Raw genomic sequence first — 17,167 nt, 5'->3', positions numbered from 1 at the left:
CATGCAAAGTTTCAGAACGGAACTGGAAAACCCGGTAGTTGAACAGGATATAATCGATCTTGAAAAAAAGATAAGGGCTTTCCGCGAGGGCAAGATACACGACGAAAAATTCCGGAGCCTTCGTTTGGCTCGCGGTGTTTATGGCCAGCGCCAGCCGGGTGTGCAGATGGTGCGTATTAAACTGCCGTTCGGTAAAGTCACTTTCAAACAATTGTTAAGGATCGCCGATGTTTCTGACGAATACGCCAGCAGCAACCTGCACTTAACCACCCGCCAGGATATCCAGATCCACTACGTAAGCCTCGACAGAACCCCACAGCTTTGGGCAGAGTTAGAGCGTGACGATATTACCTTACGCGAAGCCTGCGGCAATACTGTCCGTAACGTAACTGCATCTGCAACCGCTGGTATCGACCCTTTAGAACCATTTGATGTTTCGCCATACGCCCACGCGGTATTTGAGTACTTTTTGCGCAACCCGATATGCCAGGAGATGGGCCGTAAGTTTAAGATCTCCTTCTCATCAAGTGATGAGGATACGGCTTTCTCTTATATCCATGACATCGGCGCTATTCCTAAAATCAATGAAAAAGGCGAGCGTGGCTTTAAAATACTATTAGGTGGCGGCCTTGGTGCCCAACCCCTGTTGGCAAGCTTGGTTGAAGAGTTTTTACTGGAAGATCAATTAATTCCTTATATCGAATCCATCATTCGGGTGTTCGATCGTTATGGCGAACGAAATAACCGTAACAAGGCCCGTTTAAAATTCCTGATCCAAAAGATCGGTTTGGATGAAGTTGTACGTTTGGCGAAAGTTGAACGGACAGCCAACAAAGTAAAGTCGTACGTTGTTAACCGTAACGCCGTAGAAACCCCTGCCCTTCCGCAAACAACAGCCTATCCCAAAGTTGAGATCACTAATCCGTTGCGATACGAGCAATGGTTAAATACAAACGTTTTCGAGCAAAAGCAAAAGGGATTTTATGGTGTATATGTGAAAGTGCCTGTTGGCGATATTAAATCGGACATTGCCCGTAAATTGGTTGAGATCTTAACCCCATTGGTTGCAGATGAGATCCGTATCACCCAAAACCAGGGATTGCTTTTAAAATATGTTCGTAAGGAAGCCTTGCCTGCTTTATATAATGGCTTAACCAGCATTGATCTTTCAGCGCCGGGATTTGATAGCCTGGCAGACGTTACAACCTGCCCCGGTACTGATACCTGTAACCTGGGAATATCTAACAGCATGACCTTATCTAAGGTTTTGGAGGATGTGATCTATAACGACTACGAAGATTTTATTTATTACCGCGAGATCAAAATTAAGATCAGCGGCTGCATGAACTCTTGCGGACAGCATGGTTTGGCCCATATTGGTTTTCACGGAAGCTCGCTAAAAGCTGGTACAAAGGTATTGCCATCAGTACAAGTATTGTTAGGCGGTGGTACTGTTGGCGACGGCGTTGGCCGTGCTGCTGATAAAATTGTAAAAGTACCTGCTAAACGTGCAACGCATGTTTTAAGAACTGTATTGAACGATTATAAGTCGAATTCTATAGCCGATGAAACTTTCCATAATTATTATGACAGGTTAGGTAAGGATTATTTCTACCAGCTATTAAAACCATTGGCTAACCTGGAAACACTTACCGAAGATGAATTTATAGACTGGGGTCATCAGGAAACATTTGTTACCGCGATTGGTGTAGGTGAATGCGCAAGTGTGATCATTGACCTGGTAGCTACCTTGCTATTTGAATCTGAAGAAAAAATGGGCTGGGCCAATGGCGCTTATGACAATGGCGCCTGGGCAGATGCGATCTATCACTCATACAATGTGATGATCAGTTCTGCCAAAGCTTTATTGTTAGATAAAGGCGTAAGCAGCAGTACTCAGGCAGGAATCATCCGCGAATTTGATACGCATTATGTATCTACCGGTGAATTTAAACTTGATGGTACGTTTAATGACCTGATCTTACAGATCAACAAAAACGAACCGTCGCATCAATTCGCGACAAAATATAAAGCTGAAGCTGAAGAATTTTTAAGTGCAAGCAAAGTAAAGAGAGAGGCGACGGCATAATGGACACTCATACACAGCAAAAAATTAAAGAACCACGCATAACCCTTGTTGGTGCAGGGCCCGGCGATGCCGACCTGATAACCATTAAAGGCATAAAAGCATTAAAAATAGCCGATGTTGTTTTGTATGATGCGCTGGTTAATGAAGAGTTATTGGAATTCGCCCCGGAAAATGCGATTAAGGTTTACGTAGGCAAACGCTCGGGCGACCATTCCTTTTCGCAGGATGCCATTAATAAGCTGATGATCGACTACGCTTTGAATTACGGCCATGTGGTACGTTTAAAAGGTGGTGATCCGTTTGTGTTCGGTCGTGGGTTTGAGGAACTGGATCACGCGGCATCTTTCAGTATTCCGGCAACGGTTATTCCTGGTATATCAAGCTCAATTGCCGTACCGGGTTTGCAACAGATCCCGGTTACGCACCGAGGTTTAAGTGAAAGTTTTTGGGTGATCACAGGCACTACTACCGATGGTAAAGTGTCTTCAGATGTTTACACCGCATCAAAAACCAATGCCACCATTGTAGTATTGATGGGGCTGAATAAGCTGACCCAGATCACCCAGATATTTAAAAATGAGGATAAAGGGCGGTTACCTGTGGCGGTTATCCAAAGCGGATCTACCGAAAACGAAAAAGTTGCCATTGGCGTAATTGATACCATTGTTGAAATTGTGGAAGAGCAAAAAATAGCAGCGCCGGCACTAATTGTAATTGGCGAGGTAGTTTCATTGCATCCGCTATTTCAACCTATCAGGGAATTTTATGACATTGTTGCCGAAGAATAATAATTTAACTGTTGTGCAGGATGATAAATCAGCGGGCAATCAATTATTCCCTGTTTTTATCAAACTGAACCAACTGCATACTGTGCTGATAGGCGCAGGTAATATCGGGCTGGAAAAATTGACCGCTATTGTAAACAACAGCCCGCTTTCCAGGGTAACGATCATTGCCCGTACATTTTTACCCGAAATACATGCGCTTGCTGCTGAATTTGATGGTGTAAACATCATTCAAAAAACATTTGAAGACACCGACCTTGATAGCGCCAACCTGGTAATTGCCGCTACTAACGATAATCCATTAAACGAATACATTGTAAAGGCCGCGCACGAGCGAAATTTATTGGTAAATATTGCTGACAAACCTGCGTTGTGTGATTTCTATTTAGGATCGATTGTGCAAAAAGGCGATCTGAAACTGGCAATATCAACCAACGGTAAATCGCCAACGGTAGCCAAAAGAATTAAGGAAGTATTGAACGAGAGCATCCCTGATGAAATTGATGCTACCCTGCAGCAAATTGCGGCACTTAGACAAACACTAAGCGGCGACTTTGCCTACAAGGTTAAAAAACTAAATGAAGTGACATCTGTACTGATCAACAAAAAAGAAGATGGCCCTAAAAATAAAGCCCTTATCTGGCTTATTTGGGGCGCAATCGTTTTAGCTATTGCAATTACCATTACTTCATTTTGGTTTAAAGATGATGCGTTTAAAGAATTTGTTTACACCATAAATCCTTTGTTTTATTACTTTTTAGGAGCCGGTTTTTTGTTTGCGCTGGTAGATGGTGCAATTGGTATGTCGTATGGAGTCACAAGCACTTCTTTCTCTCTCTCGATGGGCATCCCGCCCGCAATTGCCAGTTTAGGCGTGCATTTATCCGAGATTTTAAGTAACGGTATAGCCGGTTGGATGCACTATCGTATGGGCAACATTAACTGGAAGCTATTTAAAATGTTGCTAATTCCGGGTATTATTGGCGCAGTAACCGGCGCTTATATCCTATCCTCGTTAACTCATTATAGTCAATATACCAAACCATTTGTATCATTATATACATTAATTTTAGGGTTGGTTATTTTATCTAAAGCGTTCAATCTTAAACAGAAGCGTAAAACAGAAAAAATTAAACGTATCTCCTTATTGGGCTTAGGCGGTGGTTTTATTGATGCTGTAGGTGGCGGTGGCTGGGGCTCTATTGTACTTTCAACACTCATAGCCGGTGGCCGTAGTCCGCTTTTTTCTTTAGGTACGGTAAAACTATCACGATTTTTTATAGCCCTCACAAGCTCGGTTACGTTTATATACATGCTTCATGTTACCCGTTGGGAGCCTGTAGCCGGTTTAGTTATTGGTAGTGCTATTGCCTCTCCAATTGCTGCTAAAATATCAAACAAGATTTCAACTAAAGTTATCATGGTTTCAGTAGCGGTTATCGTAATCCTGATCAGCCTGAATAGCATTTGGGCATTTATAGCTAAAGTTATTTAATAATGAATCTTCCCATCCAAAATATAAAAGACAAGTTATCAGGGCTCGACCCGGTAAGCGCATTGAAATTATTAGCTAACCAGCATCCCGGCAAGATCATCTTTTCAACCAGCTTTGGCTGGGAAGACCAGGTGATAACACACATGATCTTTAAAAATAATCTGCCCATAAAGGTTTTCACCTTAGAGACTGGCCGTTTGTTCCCCGAAACCTATTACGTTTGGAACCGCACCATGGAAATGTATGAAAAACCGATCCATGCTTATTACCCCAATAATGAGCTATTGCAACAAATGGTTAATGCAAAAGGTCCAAGCAGCTTTTATGAATCGGTAGATAATCGCAAAGAATGCTGCGGAATCCGTAAGATCGAACCATTGAAACGTGCTTTGGACGGCAACGAGATCTGGATAACAGGCATTCGTGCCGAACAATCACAAAACAGGCATGATATGGAAGATGTGGAGTGGGATGACCAAAATAACCTGACCAAATTTCATCCTATATTTCACTGGAGTTTGGATGATGTTAAAGAATATATCAAACTGAATAACATCCCCTACAATACCTTGCATGACAGGGGTTTCCCAAGCATTGGCTGCCAGCCATGTACCCGTGCCATTCAGCCTGGCGAAGATTTTCGTGCCGGGCGCTGGTGGTGGGAAGACCAGGATAAAAAAGAATGTGGATTACACACAGCCTGATTTAACTATTGATTATTAACTGTCGGTTCGGTTAATAATCTTTTAATGAAATCAATTAATTACAATATTTTTTGCAAAATAACTTGTTAACATTAAATAAATACATACCTTTACACTACTAAATCAGTAGACAATATAGATTTTAGTAATTAGTCATGAAATATTTAAAACCGCACCATTTTTTACGTTTCTTTTTGCATCGCTTCCCCCTTATAGGCGATTGTATGTGTTGTTGATCTCATCAACAATAACCTCAATTAACAAATTCAATTTATCCATTTTATTAAAAATTATGAAACACAATTACTTTAAGTATTTGCTTGTATTTGCACTGCTATTCCCTGCTTTAATCTCTAAAGCACAACAAAATGATGATCTTTTAAACGTTCTTGTAAAAAAGAATGTAATAACCGAACAGGAAGCAGATTCCTTAAGATCCGACGAAGCTGTTAAAGCACAAAAGAAAAAAGATGCTGAAACAGCTAATCAACATAGCATCACAATTGGTACCCGCGCATTGCAATTAAGCGGATTGGTCCAAACTGAATATGAAGGTTTTCAGCAAAGCACTAAAACAAATACATTTTTATTACACCGTGCACGTTTGGATGTTAAAGGAAACATTTCTGATGACTGGAATTATGAAGTTTACACCGAGTTTGCAGGTGTAAACCCTAAGCTATTGGATGCTTACACTACTTATAAAATATTCGACTTTTTAAAGATCACCGCAGGGCAATTTAAGGTGCCATTTTCTTACGAGAGCTTAGTAAACGATTCGGAGCTTGAGTTTATTGATCGTTCACAGGTTGTAAATGCATTAGCAGGCCGCTCAACTGATGTTATCGGCAATCAAAATGGCCGTGATATTGGCGCTCAGTTAACAGGTAGCTTTGCTAAACTGGATAATCACTATTTATTTGATTACTATTTTGGCGTATTCAACGGTGCCGGTTATGACGTTACAACCGATAACAACAATCATAAAGACATTGCAGGTCGTTTGGTAATTCACCCGATAGCTAATTTAAGCATTGGCGCCGATTTTTACCACGGTATAGATCAATTCATAGTTGGTACAGCTAAAACCGCTACAAACAACTTGCGTAACCGCCAGGGAATAGACGGCAGGTATGTTTGGAATAAATTATCATTGACGGCTGAGTTTGATAAGGGCACCGATGCACACTTAAACAGGAACGGCTGGTTTGGCCAGGCTGCATACTTTGTATGGTCGAACAAATTACAGTTGGCAGCAAAGTATGATACCTATGATCCTACTCAAACCATCACCACTGATCGTACAACAGATTATACAGGCGGAATCAACTACTTCTTTAACAAATGGGCCAAGTTTACCGTTGATTATGTAGATGTGCGTGAACAAACCACTCAAATTAAAAACAACCTTTTTGAAGCTCAATTACAGCTAACTTTCTAAAAACAACCACCTATGAAAAAAATTATTTTTAAACATAAAACATCATTAGCAATACTTACAGTCGTAAGTATTGCTATCACGGCTTCTTCGTTTATCAACCCAAAACCAAAACCAACAGCACCGGTTGCCGACGATCTGCAAGGGACTATCAGCATATCCGGCGCTTTTGCCTTATATCCCATTACCGTAAAATGGGCAAGCGAATTTAAAAAGCTTCATCCCAAAGTAACCTTTAATATATCTGCCGGTGGTGCAGGCAAGGGTATTACCGATGCGCTTTCAGGTTTGGTTGACATTGGCTTGGCTTCGCGTGATATTGATCCCTCCGAAATAAAAAAAGGTGCATATACCGTTTATGTAACCAAGGATGCTGTTATACCAACCTTTAATTCAAATAACCCCGATGCTGCGCAGTTGCTGGCAAAAGGCGTAAGCCGTAATCAGTTTTTAAATGTATTTGTTACCGGCAGTATTACTAACTGGAAACAATTAGGCGGTAAGGTTTCAGTACCAATTCACGTATATAATCGTTCGGATGCTGCGGGCGCGGGCGAAACATGGGCCAAATACTTCGGCAAAAAACAGGAAGATTTATTAGGTGTTGGTGTATATGGCGATCCGGGATTGGCGCAAGCTGTAAAAAAAGATGTTACCGGAATCGGCTATAACAACCTGGCCTATGTTTATGATCTTAAAACCCGTAAGCAGGTTCCAGGTATCAGTGTTTTACCCGTAGACGTAAATGGAAATGGTAAAATTGATGCTGACGAAAACTTTTATGGAACGATCGACCAGTTAACAGAAGCTATCGCGACAGGTAAATATCCCTCTCCTCCTGCGCGTAACCTGGGCTTCCTTTTCAAAGGCAAACCTAAGAAAAAAGAGCTGATCGAATTCGTAAAATATGTACTTACCGATGGTCAGAAATTTGTTGACGAGAATGGCTACATCGCACTTTCAAAAGCTAAACTGCAGGAAGAACTGAAAAAAGTAAACTAAGATCTACAATTGGTTAATCGGGTTGATTGGTTTGGTGATGAGGTCGCCTTCTGGTCAACCCATTAGCTATTATAAAGAGCTAATGCAGAAATTACGTTTATTTACCGATAAATTAATGTCGAAACTGATGCTGGTATTTACCATCGCATCAGTTTCTTTAGTAGTGATCATCGGGATTGGTTTATATTACAAATCTATCCCCGTACTTCAAAACTCATCATGGAGCAAATTGCTCACCTCCAGCATCTGGAAACCGCTTAAAGGATTGTTCGGATTCTACCCTTTTATTATGGGCACCTTGTGGGTAACTGCGATAGCAATTATCATCGCGCTGCCGCTTTGCATACTTGCCTCGTTATACATCATTGAATATGCTCACGTGCGGGTAAGGCGCGTACTTATTCCGTTTGTTAACCTCCTCTCGGGCATCCCTCCTGTAATTTTTGGCGTTTGGGGTGTGTTGTTTATCATCCCATTGATACAGGATCATATCGCGCCGCACTTTGTCGAGTTTTCAACGGGCTACAGTGTATTGGCGGGTGGTATTGTTTTAGCGGTGATGATATTCCCACTGATGGTGAGTATTATTAACGAAGTACTCAGAACATTGCCCCAGGAACTGAAAGATGCGTCATTAGCTTTAGGTGCTACAAAATGGGAAACCATAAAAAAGGTGATCTTGCGCAAGGCATTACCCGGAATTATAGCGGCGACGGTATTAGCTATATCCCGTGCCTTTGGCGAAACTATCGCTGTGTTGATGGTTTGCGGGAACAATGCTGTCGTACCGCATTCTGTGTTTGATGCAGGCTATCCACTGCCCGCGTTGATCGCGAATAATTATGGCGACATGATGTCGATACCCTTGTATGATTCAGCACTTATGTTCGCGGCTTTGCTTTTATTCATCATCATTTTATTATTTAACATTATTTCAAGGGTAATACTATCCCGTTTAGAAAGGAAAATGGCAGCATGAGGCGACGTAATTTAGAGGAGCTATTTTTCAAATTCCTGATGGTATTGGCTACCATTATTGTATCGGGTAGCTTCTTCCTGATCGTGGGTACCATCTTTTATAAAGGTGCGCCGTATATGACCTGGGATATGCTGACCAAAACGCCGGGCGGTGGTTTTTATATCGGTAAAGAGGGCGGCATCCTGAATGCCATCGTTGGTTCAATGTATATTGCCGGCGGGGCTACAATTTTAGGGTTGATCATAAGCATACCCGTAGCCATTTATATCAATATGTATATGGATGGTAAAAGGTTTCTTTCAGCAACACTCCGAATGGTATTCGACGTACTATTTGGTATCCCATCCATTGTTTATGGCGCATTCGGATTTTTGATCATGGTGTACTTTGGCTTAAGGGCATCACTGTTAGGCGGCATCATAGCGGTAACCCTATTGGTGATACCGATACTGGTACGTACACTTGATGAAGTTATCCGCACTGTTCCGCTTGAATTGCGCGATGCGGCATTATCCCTCGGTTCAACACGATGGGAAACTGCTAAAGTGGTACTACGGGCAATTAAACCCGGTATCATTACAGCAATATTGCTTTCATTTGGTCGCGCTATTGGCGATGTTGCAGCCGTGTTGTTTACCGCAGGGTTTAGCGACAATATTCCCACATCGTTGCATGAGCCTGCCGCTACGCTGCCTTTAGCTATATTTTTCCAGTTGGGCAGCCCGGTAGAAGAGGTTCAGGGCCGGGGTTATGCTTCAGCGCTGATACTGACCATTGTTGTACTCATTATTACCATATTATCAGAGTTATTACTTAAAAAACTCTACAAAAAATAACAATTATGACTATAAATAAGCCGCATATCAGTGTACAGGACTTAAATGTACATATAGGCGATAATCATATTCTGAAAGACATAAACATTGATATCCCTGATAAAAGCGTTATTTCTATCATCGGCCCATCAGGATGTGGTAAAACAACGCTGTTAAAATCCTTTAACCGTTTGCTGGATAATACTCAGGATGTAAAGGTGAGTGGCAACGTTTGGATAGATGGCGAAAATATTTACGACCCTAAGGTTGAGATTACGCATATACGCAAAAAAATGGGACTGCTATCACAGCGGCCATATCCGCTGCCAATGTCTATTTACGATAATGTAGCCTACGGTCCGCGCATCCATGGTATCAAAAAGAAAAGCGAGCTGGATGCCATTGTTGAAGAACAGCTCAAGGCGACAGCTTTATGGAACGAAGTTAAAGACCGTTTAAGCTCCTCTGCTTCGCGATTATCTATCGGGCAACAACAACGCCTGTGCCTTGCCCGCGGCTTAGCTGTAGGGCCTGAGATTATCCTGGGTGATGAATCTACCTCCGCGCTTGATCCTATCTCTACCAGTATTATTGAAGACCTGTTCATCAAACTAAAAGAGAAATATACCATTGTACTGGTGACCCACATTCTTCGCCAGGCCGCAAGGGTATCTGACTATATCATATTTGTATATATGGGCCGCATTGTAGAATATGGACTAACCGACCAGATCTTAAGAGATCCGAAGGAAACTTTGACGCAGGAGTATGTTAAAGGATATATCGTATAATTGGAATTAAGTTTGCTTTTCTCCTTTTTAGCATTTTTTTGTCAACAAATAAGTTTGACTAACCTATTGGTGACGATACCAACATAGCGGGAAACAAGTTTGCGATCACGATTTTATATTTTTCGCCTTTTTTTGTATTGTCAACAACATAAACATGCAAAGTAATATATCAAATAATACAGTGGTAATAATGTATAAATCACATAAAAATAGATAATTTTGCTTTTTTCATTAATTTTATATAATTTATCATCATTTATAACCAAATAATCTATTTATTTAGTTATAAATCCATGTTAAATATAATATTTTAATTAAAAAATATAAAAAAATCAATATTAATTAACTTTTTTAGCTAATTTTGAGCTATTAATATATAAAAATGCCTCAAAATTACAACCGTATAATTATCAAGATCGGATCTAATGTCTTTACCAAATCCGATGGTCTGCCTGATATTGAACGGATTGCGGGCATTGTAAAACAGGTTGCTGCCATAAAAAAACAAGGCAAGGAGGTTATCCTGGTTTCATCTGGGGCGGTGGCTTCGGGCAGGAGTATGATCAATGTTTCTGAAAAATATGATGCCATTGCCATCCGCCAGTTACTGGCTTCAATCGGGCAGGTAAAACTCATCAACACTTATTCAAATCTTTTTGAGCAATACGGCATATTATGCTCGCAGGTATTAGTAACTAAAGAGGACTTTCGCGACAGGATGCACTACCTTAACATGAAAACCTGCCTGGAATTATTGCTTCAGCACGAAGTTATACCTGTTGTTAATGAGAATGACGTGGTTTCGGTTACCGAACTGATGTTTACAGACAATGATGAGCTTGCAGGTTTAATAGCATCTATGTTGAATGCGCAGGCACTCATCATCCTAACTAATGTGGATGGCATTTATAATGGCGACCCCAAATTAGCTACCTCAGAAGTGATCGATAAGATCAACGGAAAAACAATTGATTTTTCTTCATTTGTCACATCTGGCAAGTCGCAATTCGGTCGTGGTGGCATGATCACCAAATCAACTATGGCTCAAAAGGTGGCAGCATTAGGCATTTCTGTGCACATCGCTAACGGCACAAAGGAAAATGTGCTTACCGATTTGCTGCATAATGATGTTACGCACACGCATTTCCTTCCGAATAAAAATGCGTCAGGCAAAAAGAAATGGATAGCCCACTCCGAAAATTATGCAACGGGCATGGTTCAGTTAAATGATGGTGCTAAAACCGCGCTTACTTCTAAAAAAGCCACCAGTTTATTGCCTGTCGGCTTGATAAGCATCCTGTCCGACTTTAAAAAAGGTGATATAATTAAACTAGTTGACGTTGACGAAAAATTGATAGGCTTAGGTATTGCTGAATATAATGCGGACAAGGCACGTGAAAATATCGGCCAAAAGAAGCAAAAGCCGCTGGTACATTATGATTATCTTTATTTACCATGATCGAAACAGCAAATTATACCGCGTATTTTGACAAAGCACGTTTAGCCGGGCGAAAATTAAACCTCGCTCCTGCTGTGATCAATGCAATTTTGGAGGATGTAGCTTTAGCGGCTATAGCTAATACTGACAGGATCTTAGCAGAAAATCAAAAAGACCTGGACAGGATGAATCCATCTGACCCTAAATATGATCGTTTAAAGTTAACTGCTGAACGCATACAAGCCATTGCGAACGACATTATGGATGTTGCCAGACTGGATAGTCCGCTTGGCAAGGTACTTATGGAAGATACACGTCCAAATGGCTTGAATTTAAAAAAGGTAAGGGTACCATTAGGCGTTGTGGGCGTGATTTATGAGGCGAGGCCAAATGTTACCTTTGATGTATTTGCACTCTGCTTTAAAACTGGCAATGTAGCCATTTTAAAAGGCGGCAGTGATGCTGATTACAGCAACCGCGCGATTATATCTGTAATACACGAGGTGTTGTTAAAACATAATATTGATGTAAATGCAGCAACGCTGCTCCCGGCCGAACGTGAGGCTACAGAAGCCTTATTGAACGCCCGAGAATATGTAGATGTACTGATACCCCGCGGCAGCCAGGGTTTAATAAATTTTGTGCGAAATAATAGCAAAGTACCTGTTATAGAAACCGGTGCAGGAATTGTACATATCTTTTTTGATGAATTTGCTGATTTGGATAAGGGTATCGGGATTATCTTCAATTCAAAAACACGGCGCGTAAGCGTCTGTAATGCACTGGATTGTTTATTGATACACAAAAGTCGTTTAGGCGACCTCGAAAAAATAACTTCCCGTCTTTTAGATAAAGATGTTGAATTATTTGTGGATGAAGAATCTTTTAAGGTGATTGAGAATCACTACCCTGTCCATCTTTTACACAAAGCAGAACCGGAACATTTCGGCACCGAGTTTTTAGCTATGAAAATGGCGATAAAAACGGTTACTAATTTAGAGGAGGCATTAGATCATATCGCACAATATAGCTCTAAACACAGTGAAGCTATCATTTCAGAAAATGCGAATAATATAGAAAGATTTTTAAATGAGGTAGATGCCGCGGCGGTTTACGCCAATGCCTCGACAGCATTTACTGATGGTGCCCAATTTGGCTTAGGAGCTGAAATAGGTATCAGCACGCAAAAACTTCATGCCCGTGGCCCCATGGGTTTAGAAGAACTAACCAGTTATAAATGGATCGTGAATGGCAATGGGCAAACGCGCGATCATTAACCCCGAAAAATAGAAAAGGTGCTTACTCGCGTAAGCACCTTCAAAGGGGTTGTTTTGCCAGGACTATACCAGATAATCAAGCGCAGCAACAAAACAAATTAATGCAAGAATAACACCTTGAATTTTTTGTTCAATTGGCAGTTTAGCAATAGCTTTCATTCATTAATAAATTAGGGTATAGCAAATATATAATGTAATAAGTATGTTACAATAGCTGCCTTAACTTTTGCTAAAATTTTAATAAAAAGGCGTTTACAATTATTAACATTTAACGTAATTGTTATTTTGATATAAAAAAAGCAAGAAAAAAGGTCGTTTTTCAACACAAATAAATTGTATAAATGTAATTGATACAGTTTATAATAATTTACAGGAGCAGTTTTTATATTGAATAACAAGATTCGAATTTATTATCTGTTTCAATTTGTCTCAATATTGGAACAGATTGAAATTATTCTGAGCATTTATTTGGATTTAGCGCGAATGAAATAACAAATATTTAGTGTTTTTCAAGTTTTTTTCGAGTAAAAACAAGTCAATAACGGGATTTTTTAGCTCGTTTTTAGCGTTTTTCAGGCTGACTTGAGCTTAGGAATCAATTTAAAAATGCCATTTTTAGTATCATTTAGGGCATTTTTCGGTTAAAAAGTGTACCAAATGTATCAATTGTTTTCACCAGTTTCATGGTACAGAATTTTAGTCATTAATTCTTACCCTACCCTGACCTTACTATATATCACCATCAAACACAAAAACGTATCTTTGCACACAATATGAGTAAGCATGGCAGGATATTAGTGGCAATGAGCGGCGGAGTTGATAGTTCGGTAGCGGCAGTAATGCTGCATGAGCAGGGCTATGAAGTGATCGGCCTTACCATGAAAACCTGGGATTATGCCTCATCAGGCGGAAGCTCAAAAGAAACTGGCTGTTGCAGCCTGGATAGTATTAACGATGCCCGTGCCTTAGCAGTTGCTTATGGTTTCCCGCATTATATATTGGATATCAGGAGTGAATTCGGTGATTTTGTAATTGATAACTTTGTTGATGAATACCTGGCAGGCCGCACCCCTAACCCATGTGTACTGTGCAACACCCACATTAAATGGGAGGCCTTACTTAAGCGCGCGGATAAACTGGATTGTGAATTCATCGCTACAGGGCATTATGCCAACATTCGTCAGCAAGATAGCGGACGTTATGTTATCTCAAAAGGCAAAGACGAGAATAAAGACCAGTCTTACGTACTTTGGGGAGTATCACAAAAAAACCTTGCCCGTACCAAATTTCCTTTGGGTAGTTTCTCAAAGCCGGAGATTAGGCAGATGGCTATGGACATGGGCCAGATTGAACTTGCCGGAAAGAGCGAAAGCTATGAGATTTGCTTTGTGCCAGATAACGATTACAGATCGTTTCTGCGCCATAAGGTTGAAGATCTGGAAGAACGTGTCGCCGGTGGTAATTTTGTTTTAAATGATGGCACCATTGTAGGTAAACATCAGGGATATCCATTCTATACTATTGGGCAGCGTAAAGGTTTAGGCATAGCACTTGGCCAACCAATGTTTGTTACCAATATTGATGCGGCTACTAATACTGTTGTATTGGGTACTGCGGATCAACTGGAGAAAAAGCAGGCTTGGGTTAAAAACCTGAATTTAATCAAGTACGAAAGCATAACCGAACCTTTAGAGGCGGTTACCAAAATACGTTACAAAGATGCTGGTATGCAAAGCACCATTTTACAAATGGGCGAACACATCAAGGTTGACTTCATGCACAATGTATCCGGTATTGCGCCGGGGCAATCAGCCGTATTTTATGAGGGGAATGATTTGCTTGGCGGCGGATTTTTAATGTAGACTGATTTAAAATATATCGGCGTTACCGTTATCGGTTTAATATCATTCCAACACATCTTTCCTAAAAACAAATTTGCGTTTCGCTTTCTTTATGTTTTATTTGCAGAAAAAACCGTTTAAATGGCTAAAAATCTATTGATAGTTGAATCACCGGCGAAAGCCAAAACCATAGAAGGTTACTTAGGTAAGGACTTCACCGTGAAGTCGAGTTATGGTCACATTCGTGATTTGATTAAGTCGGAAGATGCCATTGATATAGCCCATAATTTTGAACAGAAATATGAGGTTCCAGCCGATAAAAAGCAGGTAGTAAGCGATTTAAAGAAATTAGCTAAAGAAGCAGACATGGTATGGCTCGCATCGGACGAGGACCGTGAGGGTGAAGCCATCTCCTGGCATTTGTTTGAAACTTTAGGTTTAAAGGACGCTACTACCAAGCGCATAGTTTTTCATGAGATCACCAAGCCTGCTATTATGAAGGCAATTGACAATCCACGAAAGATAAATTACAACTTAGTTAATGCCCAACAGGCTCGTCGTGTTTTGGACAGATTGGTTGGTTTTGAACTATCCCCTGTTCTCTGGAAAAAAGTAAAACCATCGCTTTCTGCAGGCCGTGTACAATCAGTCGCGGTAAGGCTGATCGTTGACCGTGAACGCGAAGTAAATAAATTTACTGCCGAAGCTGCATTTAGAATTGTAGCTATATTTGGTAAAGGCAAAGAAGCCTTTAAAGCTGAATTATCTGAACGCTGGGCTAAACAAGAAGATGCCGAGAAATTTTTACAGGATTGTATCAATGCAGATTTCGACATAAGATCATTAGAGACCCGTCCTGCGAAACGTTCACCTGCTGCGCCATTCACGACGTCAACATTACAGCAGGAAGCAAGCCGAAAATTAGGATTTTCGGTTTCGCGTACCATGACGGTAGCGCAAAAACTATACGAATCCGGGCATATCACTTATATGCGTACCGATTCGGTTAACTTATCTGATACTGCTTTAAATGCTGCTCAAAGCGAGATTATTTCTGCCTATGGTGATAAATATCATCAGCATAGAATTTATAAAACAAAAAGCGCCGGTGCTCAGGAAGCGCATGAGGCCATTCGCCCCACGTATTTTAATCACCACACTATTGATGGGGATGCATCAGAAAAACGCCTTTATGAGCTAATCTGGAAACGTGCTATCGCTTCTCAAATGAGCGAAGCACAGTTTGAGAAAACCACTGCAAAAATCAGTATATCGACACGTAAAGAAGAGTTAGTTGCTAACGGTGAAGTAATGAAATTCGATGGCTTCCTGAAAGTATACCTGGAGTCTAACGATGAGGAGGAGGAAACCGAAGCTTCAGCAGATAGTGATAATGCAATACTTCCACCATTAACAAAAGGACAACGTTTAGCCTTGCAGGAAATGTCGGCTACGGAACGTTATTCACGCCCACCTGCTCGTTACACAGAAGCAAGCCTTGTTAAAAAGTTGGAAGAATTAGGTATAGGCCGACCATCTACCTACGCTCCTACCATATCAACCATACAAAATCGTGGTTACGTAGTTAAGGAGGAACGCGAAGGTAAACAACGTGCCTATCGTGTATTAACGCTGAAAGGTGGTAATATCATCAAGGAACAAAAAACAGAAAATACCGGGGCTGAAAAGAATAAGTTATTTCCCACAGATATAGGTGCTGTTGTAAATGATTTTTTAGTAAGTCATTTTGAAGGTATTGTTGATTTCAATTTTACCGCCAGTGTTGAAAAGCAGTTTGACGATATTGCACAGGGACTGACCGAGTGGACTAAAATGATCCGCAAATTCTACGATCCGTTTCATGAGAATGTAGAAAGCACTATAAAAACAGCCGATAAAGCAACCGGCGAACGCGATTTAGGTGTTCACCCGGTAACAGGCAAAAAAGTTTCTGTACGTATAGGCCGTTACGGTCCGTTTGTGCAGGTAGGCGATAACGCTACCGAAGAAGAGCCGGAAAAGCCTTTGTATGCGAGTTTAAGAAACGGACAAAGCATTGAGACTATTAGTATAGAAGATGCCTTAGAATTGTTTAAACTGCCTAAAAAGGCTGGCATGTTTGAGGATAAGGACATGACTGTAGCAATAGGCAAATTCGGTCCTTACATCAGGCATAACAGTGCATTTTATTCCTTGCCAAAAGGTATTGATCCGCTTGATGTTACCGAGGAACAAGCGATCGAGATCATTTTAGAAAAACGCAAAAAAGATGCTGAAAAGCTGATCAAAACTTTTGATGAAGATCCAACCGTTAAAATATTAAACGGTCGGTGGGGCCCGTACATTGAGTTTGGCAAGCAAAACGTTAAGATACCAAAAGGTAAAGAACCGCTTGAGCTAACATTTGAAGAATGCAAAGCCTTAGCTGTAGCAGAAGAAAAAGCACCTAAAAAAGGCGGCAAGAAGTTTGCCAAGAAGAAATAGTGAGTAGTTGCATTAGGTTGATTGAGTTA

General features: G+C 40.8%; 13 protein-coding genes. All 13 read left to right on the top strand.

Features of this window, described 5'->3' with window-relative positions; all coding sequences use genetic code 11:
* The first annotated feature begins 1 nt into the window (after position 1).
* Entirely contained in the window at positions 2 to 2,089 is a 2,088-nt protein-coding gene (locus ACYZ0U_RS10725) for a nitrite reductase (protein WP_461452086.1), read from the top strand.
* On the top strand, positions 2,089 to 2,877 hold the full coding sequence (gene cobA / locus ACYZ0U_RS10720; RefSeq protein WP_461452085.1) for a uroporphyrinogen-III C-methyltransferase: 789 nt from the start codon (positions 2,089 to 2,091) through the stop codon (positions 2,875 to 2,877). The genes ACYZ0U_RS10725 and cobA overlap by 1 nt, the downstream gene beginning before the upstream one ends.
* Entirely contained in the window at positions 2,855 to 4,369 is a 1,515-nt protein-coding gene (locus ACYZ0U_RS10715; protein ID WP_461452084.1) for a TSUP family transporter, read from the top strand. Before cobA ends, ACYZ0U_RS10715 begins: the two co-directional genes overlap by 23 nt.
* A gap of 2 nt (positions 4,370 to 4,371) precedes the next feature.
* The gene (locus tag ACYZ0U_RS10710) at positions 4,372 to 5,073 is read left to right on the top strand and encodes a phosphoadenylyl-sulfate reductase (RefSeq protein WP_461452083.1); all 702 of its coding nucleotides are present in this window, start codon (positions 4,372 to 4,374) and stop codon (positions 5,071 to 5,073) included.
* A 292-nt stretch (positions 5,074 to 5,365) separates the two neighbouring features.
* Positions 5,366 to 6,514 (top strand): porin, encoded by a 1,149-nt coding sequence (locus ACYZ0U_RS10705; protein WP_461452082.1) that lies wholly within the window; start codon positions 5,366 to 5,368, stop codon positions 6,512 to 6,514.
* 12 nt (positions 6,515 to 6,526) lie between these two features.
* Positions 6,527 to 7,513: a PstS family phosphate ABC transporter substrate-binding protein gene (locus ACYZ0U_RS10700; protein WP_461452081.1), complete on the top strand. Its 987-nt coding sequence runs from the start codon at positions 6,527 to 6,529 to the stop codon at positions 7,511 to 7,513.
* 82 nt (positions 7,514 to 7,595) lie between these two features.
* Entirely contained in the window at positions 7,596 to 8,492 is an 897-nt protein-coding gene (gene pstC, locus ACYZ0U_RS10695) for a phosphate ABC transporter permease subunit PstC (protein WP_461452080.1), read from the top strand.
* Positions 8,489 to 9,328 (top strand): phosphate ABC transporter permease PstA, encoded by an 840-nt coding sequence (gene pstA, locus ACYZ0U_RS10690; RefSeq protein WP_461452079.1) that lies wholly within the window; start codon positions 8,489 to 8,491, stop codon positions 9,326 to 9,328. Before pstC ends, pstA begins: the two co-directional genes overlap by 4 nt.
* Positions 9,329 to 9,333: 5 nt before the next feature.
* A complete protein-coding gene (locus tag ACYZ0U_RS10685; protein ID WP_461452078.1) occupies positions 9,334 to 10,098 on the top strand; it encodes a phosphate ABC transporter ATP-binding protein in 765 nt (254 codons plus the stop codon).
* 382 nt (positions 10,099 to 10,480) lie between these two features.
* The gene (gene proB, locus ACYZ0U_RS10680) at positions 10,481 to 11,557 is read left to right on the top strand and encodes a glutamate 5-kinase (protein WP_461452077.1); all 1,077 of its coding nucleotides are present in this window, start codon (positions 10,481 to 10,483) and stop codon (positions 11,555 to 11,557) included.
* Entirely contained in the window at positions 11,554 to 12,813 is a 1,260-nt protein-coding gene (locus ACYZ0U_RS10675) for a glutamate-5-semialdehyde dehydrogenase (protein WP_461452076.1), read from the top strand. The genes proB and ACYZ0U_RS10675 overlap by 4 nt, the downstream gene beginning before the upstream one ends.
* A 773-nt stretch (positions 12,814 to 13,586) precedes the next feature.
* Positions 13,587 to 14,675 carry a tRNA 2-thiouridine(34) synthase MnmA gene (gene mnmA / locus ACYZ0U_RS10670; protein ID WP_461452075.1) on the top strand — a complete coding sequence of 363 codons (1,089 nt, stop codon included), beginning with the start codon at positions 13,587 to 13,589 and terminating at the stop codon, positions 14,673 to 14,675.
* Between the two features lie 120 nt (positions 14,676 to 14,795).
* The gene (gene topA, locus ACYZ0U_RS10665; RefSeq protein ID WP_461452074.1) at positions 14,796 to 17,138 is read left to right on the top strand and encodes a type I DNA topoisomerase; all 2,343 of its coding nucleotides are present in this window, start codon (positions 14,796 to 14,798) and stop codon (positions 17,136 to 17,138) included.
* Positions 17,139 to 17,167: the final 29 nt, after the last annotated feature.

The sequence above is a fragment of the Mucilaginibacter sp. genome (assembly GCF_965225845.1).
In the GTDB taxonomy this organism is placed as follows: Bacteria; Bacteroidota; Bacteroidia; order Sphingobacteriales; family Sphingobacteriaceae; genus Mucilaginibacter.
The sequence above is the reverse complement of the archived record's forward strand: the minus strand, read 5'-3'. Positions and strand labels throughout refer to the sequence as shown.

Excerpts from the sequence above, each read along its gene's own strand:
- ACYZ0U_RS10725 (WP_461452086.1), top strand. The coding sequence starts at position 2 with ATGCAAAGTTTCAGAACGGAACTGGAAAACCCGGTAGTTGAACAGGAT.
- cobA (WP_461452085.1), top strand. The coding sequence starts at position 2,089 with ATGGACACTCATACACAGCAAAAAATTAAAGAACCACGCATAACCCTT.
- ACYZ0U_RS10715 (WP_461452084.1), top strand. The coding sequence starts at position 2,855 with ATGACATTGTTGCCGAAGAATAATAATTTAACTGTTGTGCAGGATGAT.
- ACYZ0U_RS10710 (WP_461452083.1), top strand. The coding sequence starts at position 4,372 with ATGAATCTTCCCATCCAAAATATAAAAGACAAGTTATCAGGGCTCGAC.
- ACYZ0U_RS10705 (WP_461452082.1), top strand. The coding sequence starts at position 5,366 with ATGAAACACAATTACTTTAAGTATTTGCTTGTATTTGCACTGCTATTC.
- ACYZ0U_RS10700 (WP_461452081.1), top strand. The coding sequence starts at position 6,527 with ATGAAAAAAATTATTTTTAAACATAAAACATCATTAGCAATACTTACA.
- pstC (WP_461452080.1), top strand. The coding sequence starts at position 7,596 with ATGCAGAAATTACGTTTATTTACCGATAAATTAATGTCGAAACTGATG.
- pstA (WP_461452079.1), top strand. The coding sequence starts at position 8,489 with ATGAGGCGACGTAATTTAGAGGAGCTATTTTTCAAATTCCTGATGGTA.
- ACYZ0U_RS10685 (WP_461452078.1), top strand. The coding sequence starts at position 9,334 with ATGACTATAAATAAGCCGCATATCAGTGTACAGGACTTAAATGTACAT.
- proB (WP_461452077.1), top strand. The coding sequence starts at position 10,481 with ATGCCTCAAAATTACAACCGTATAATTATCAAGATCGGATCTAATGTC.
- ACYZ0U_RS10675 (WP_461452076.1), top strand. The coding sequence starts at position 11,554 with ATGATCGAAACAGCAAATTATACCGCGTATTTTGACAAAGCACGTTTA.
- mnmA (WP_461452075.1), top strand. The coding sequence starts at position 13,587 with ATGAGTAAGCATGGCAGGATATTAGTGGCAATGAGCGGCGGAGTTGAT.
- topA (WP_461452074.1), top strand. The coding sequence starts at position 14,796 with ATGGCTAAAAATCTATTGATAGTTGAATCACCGGCGAAAGCCAAAACC.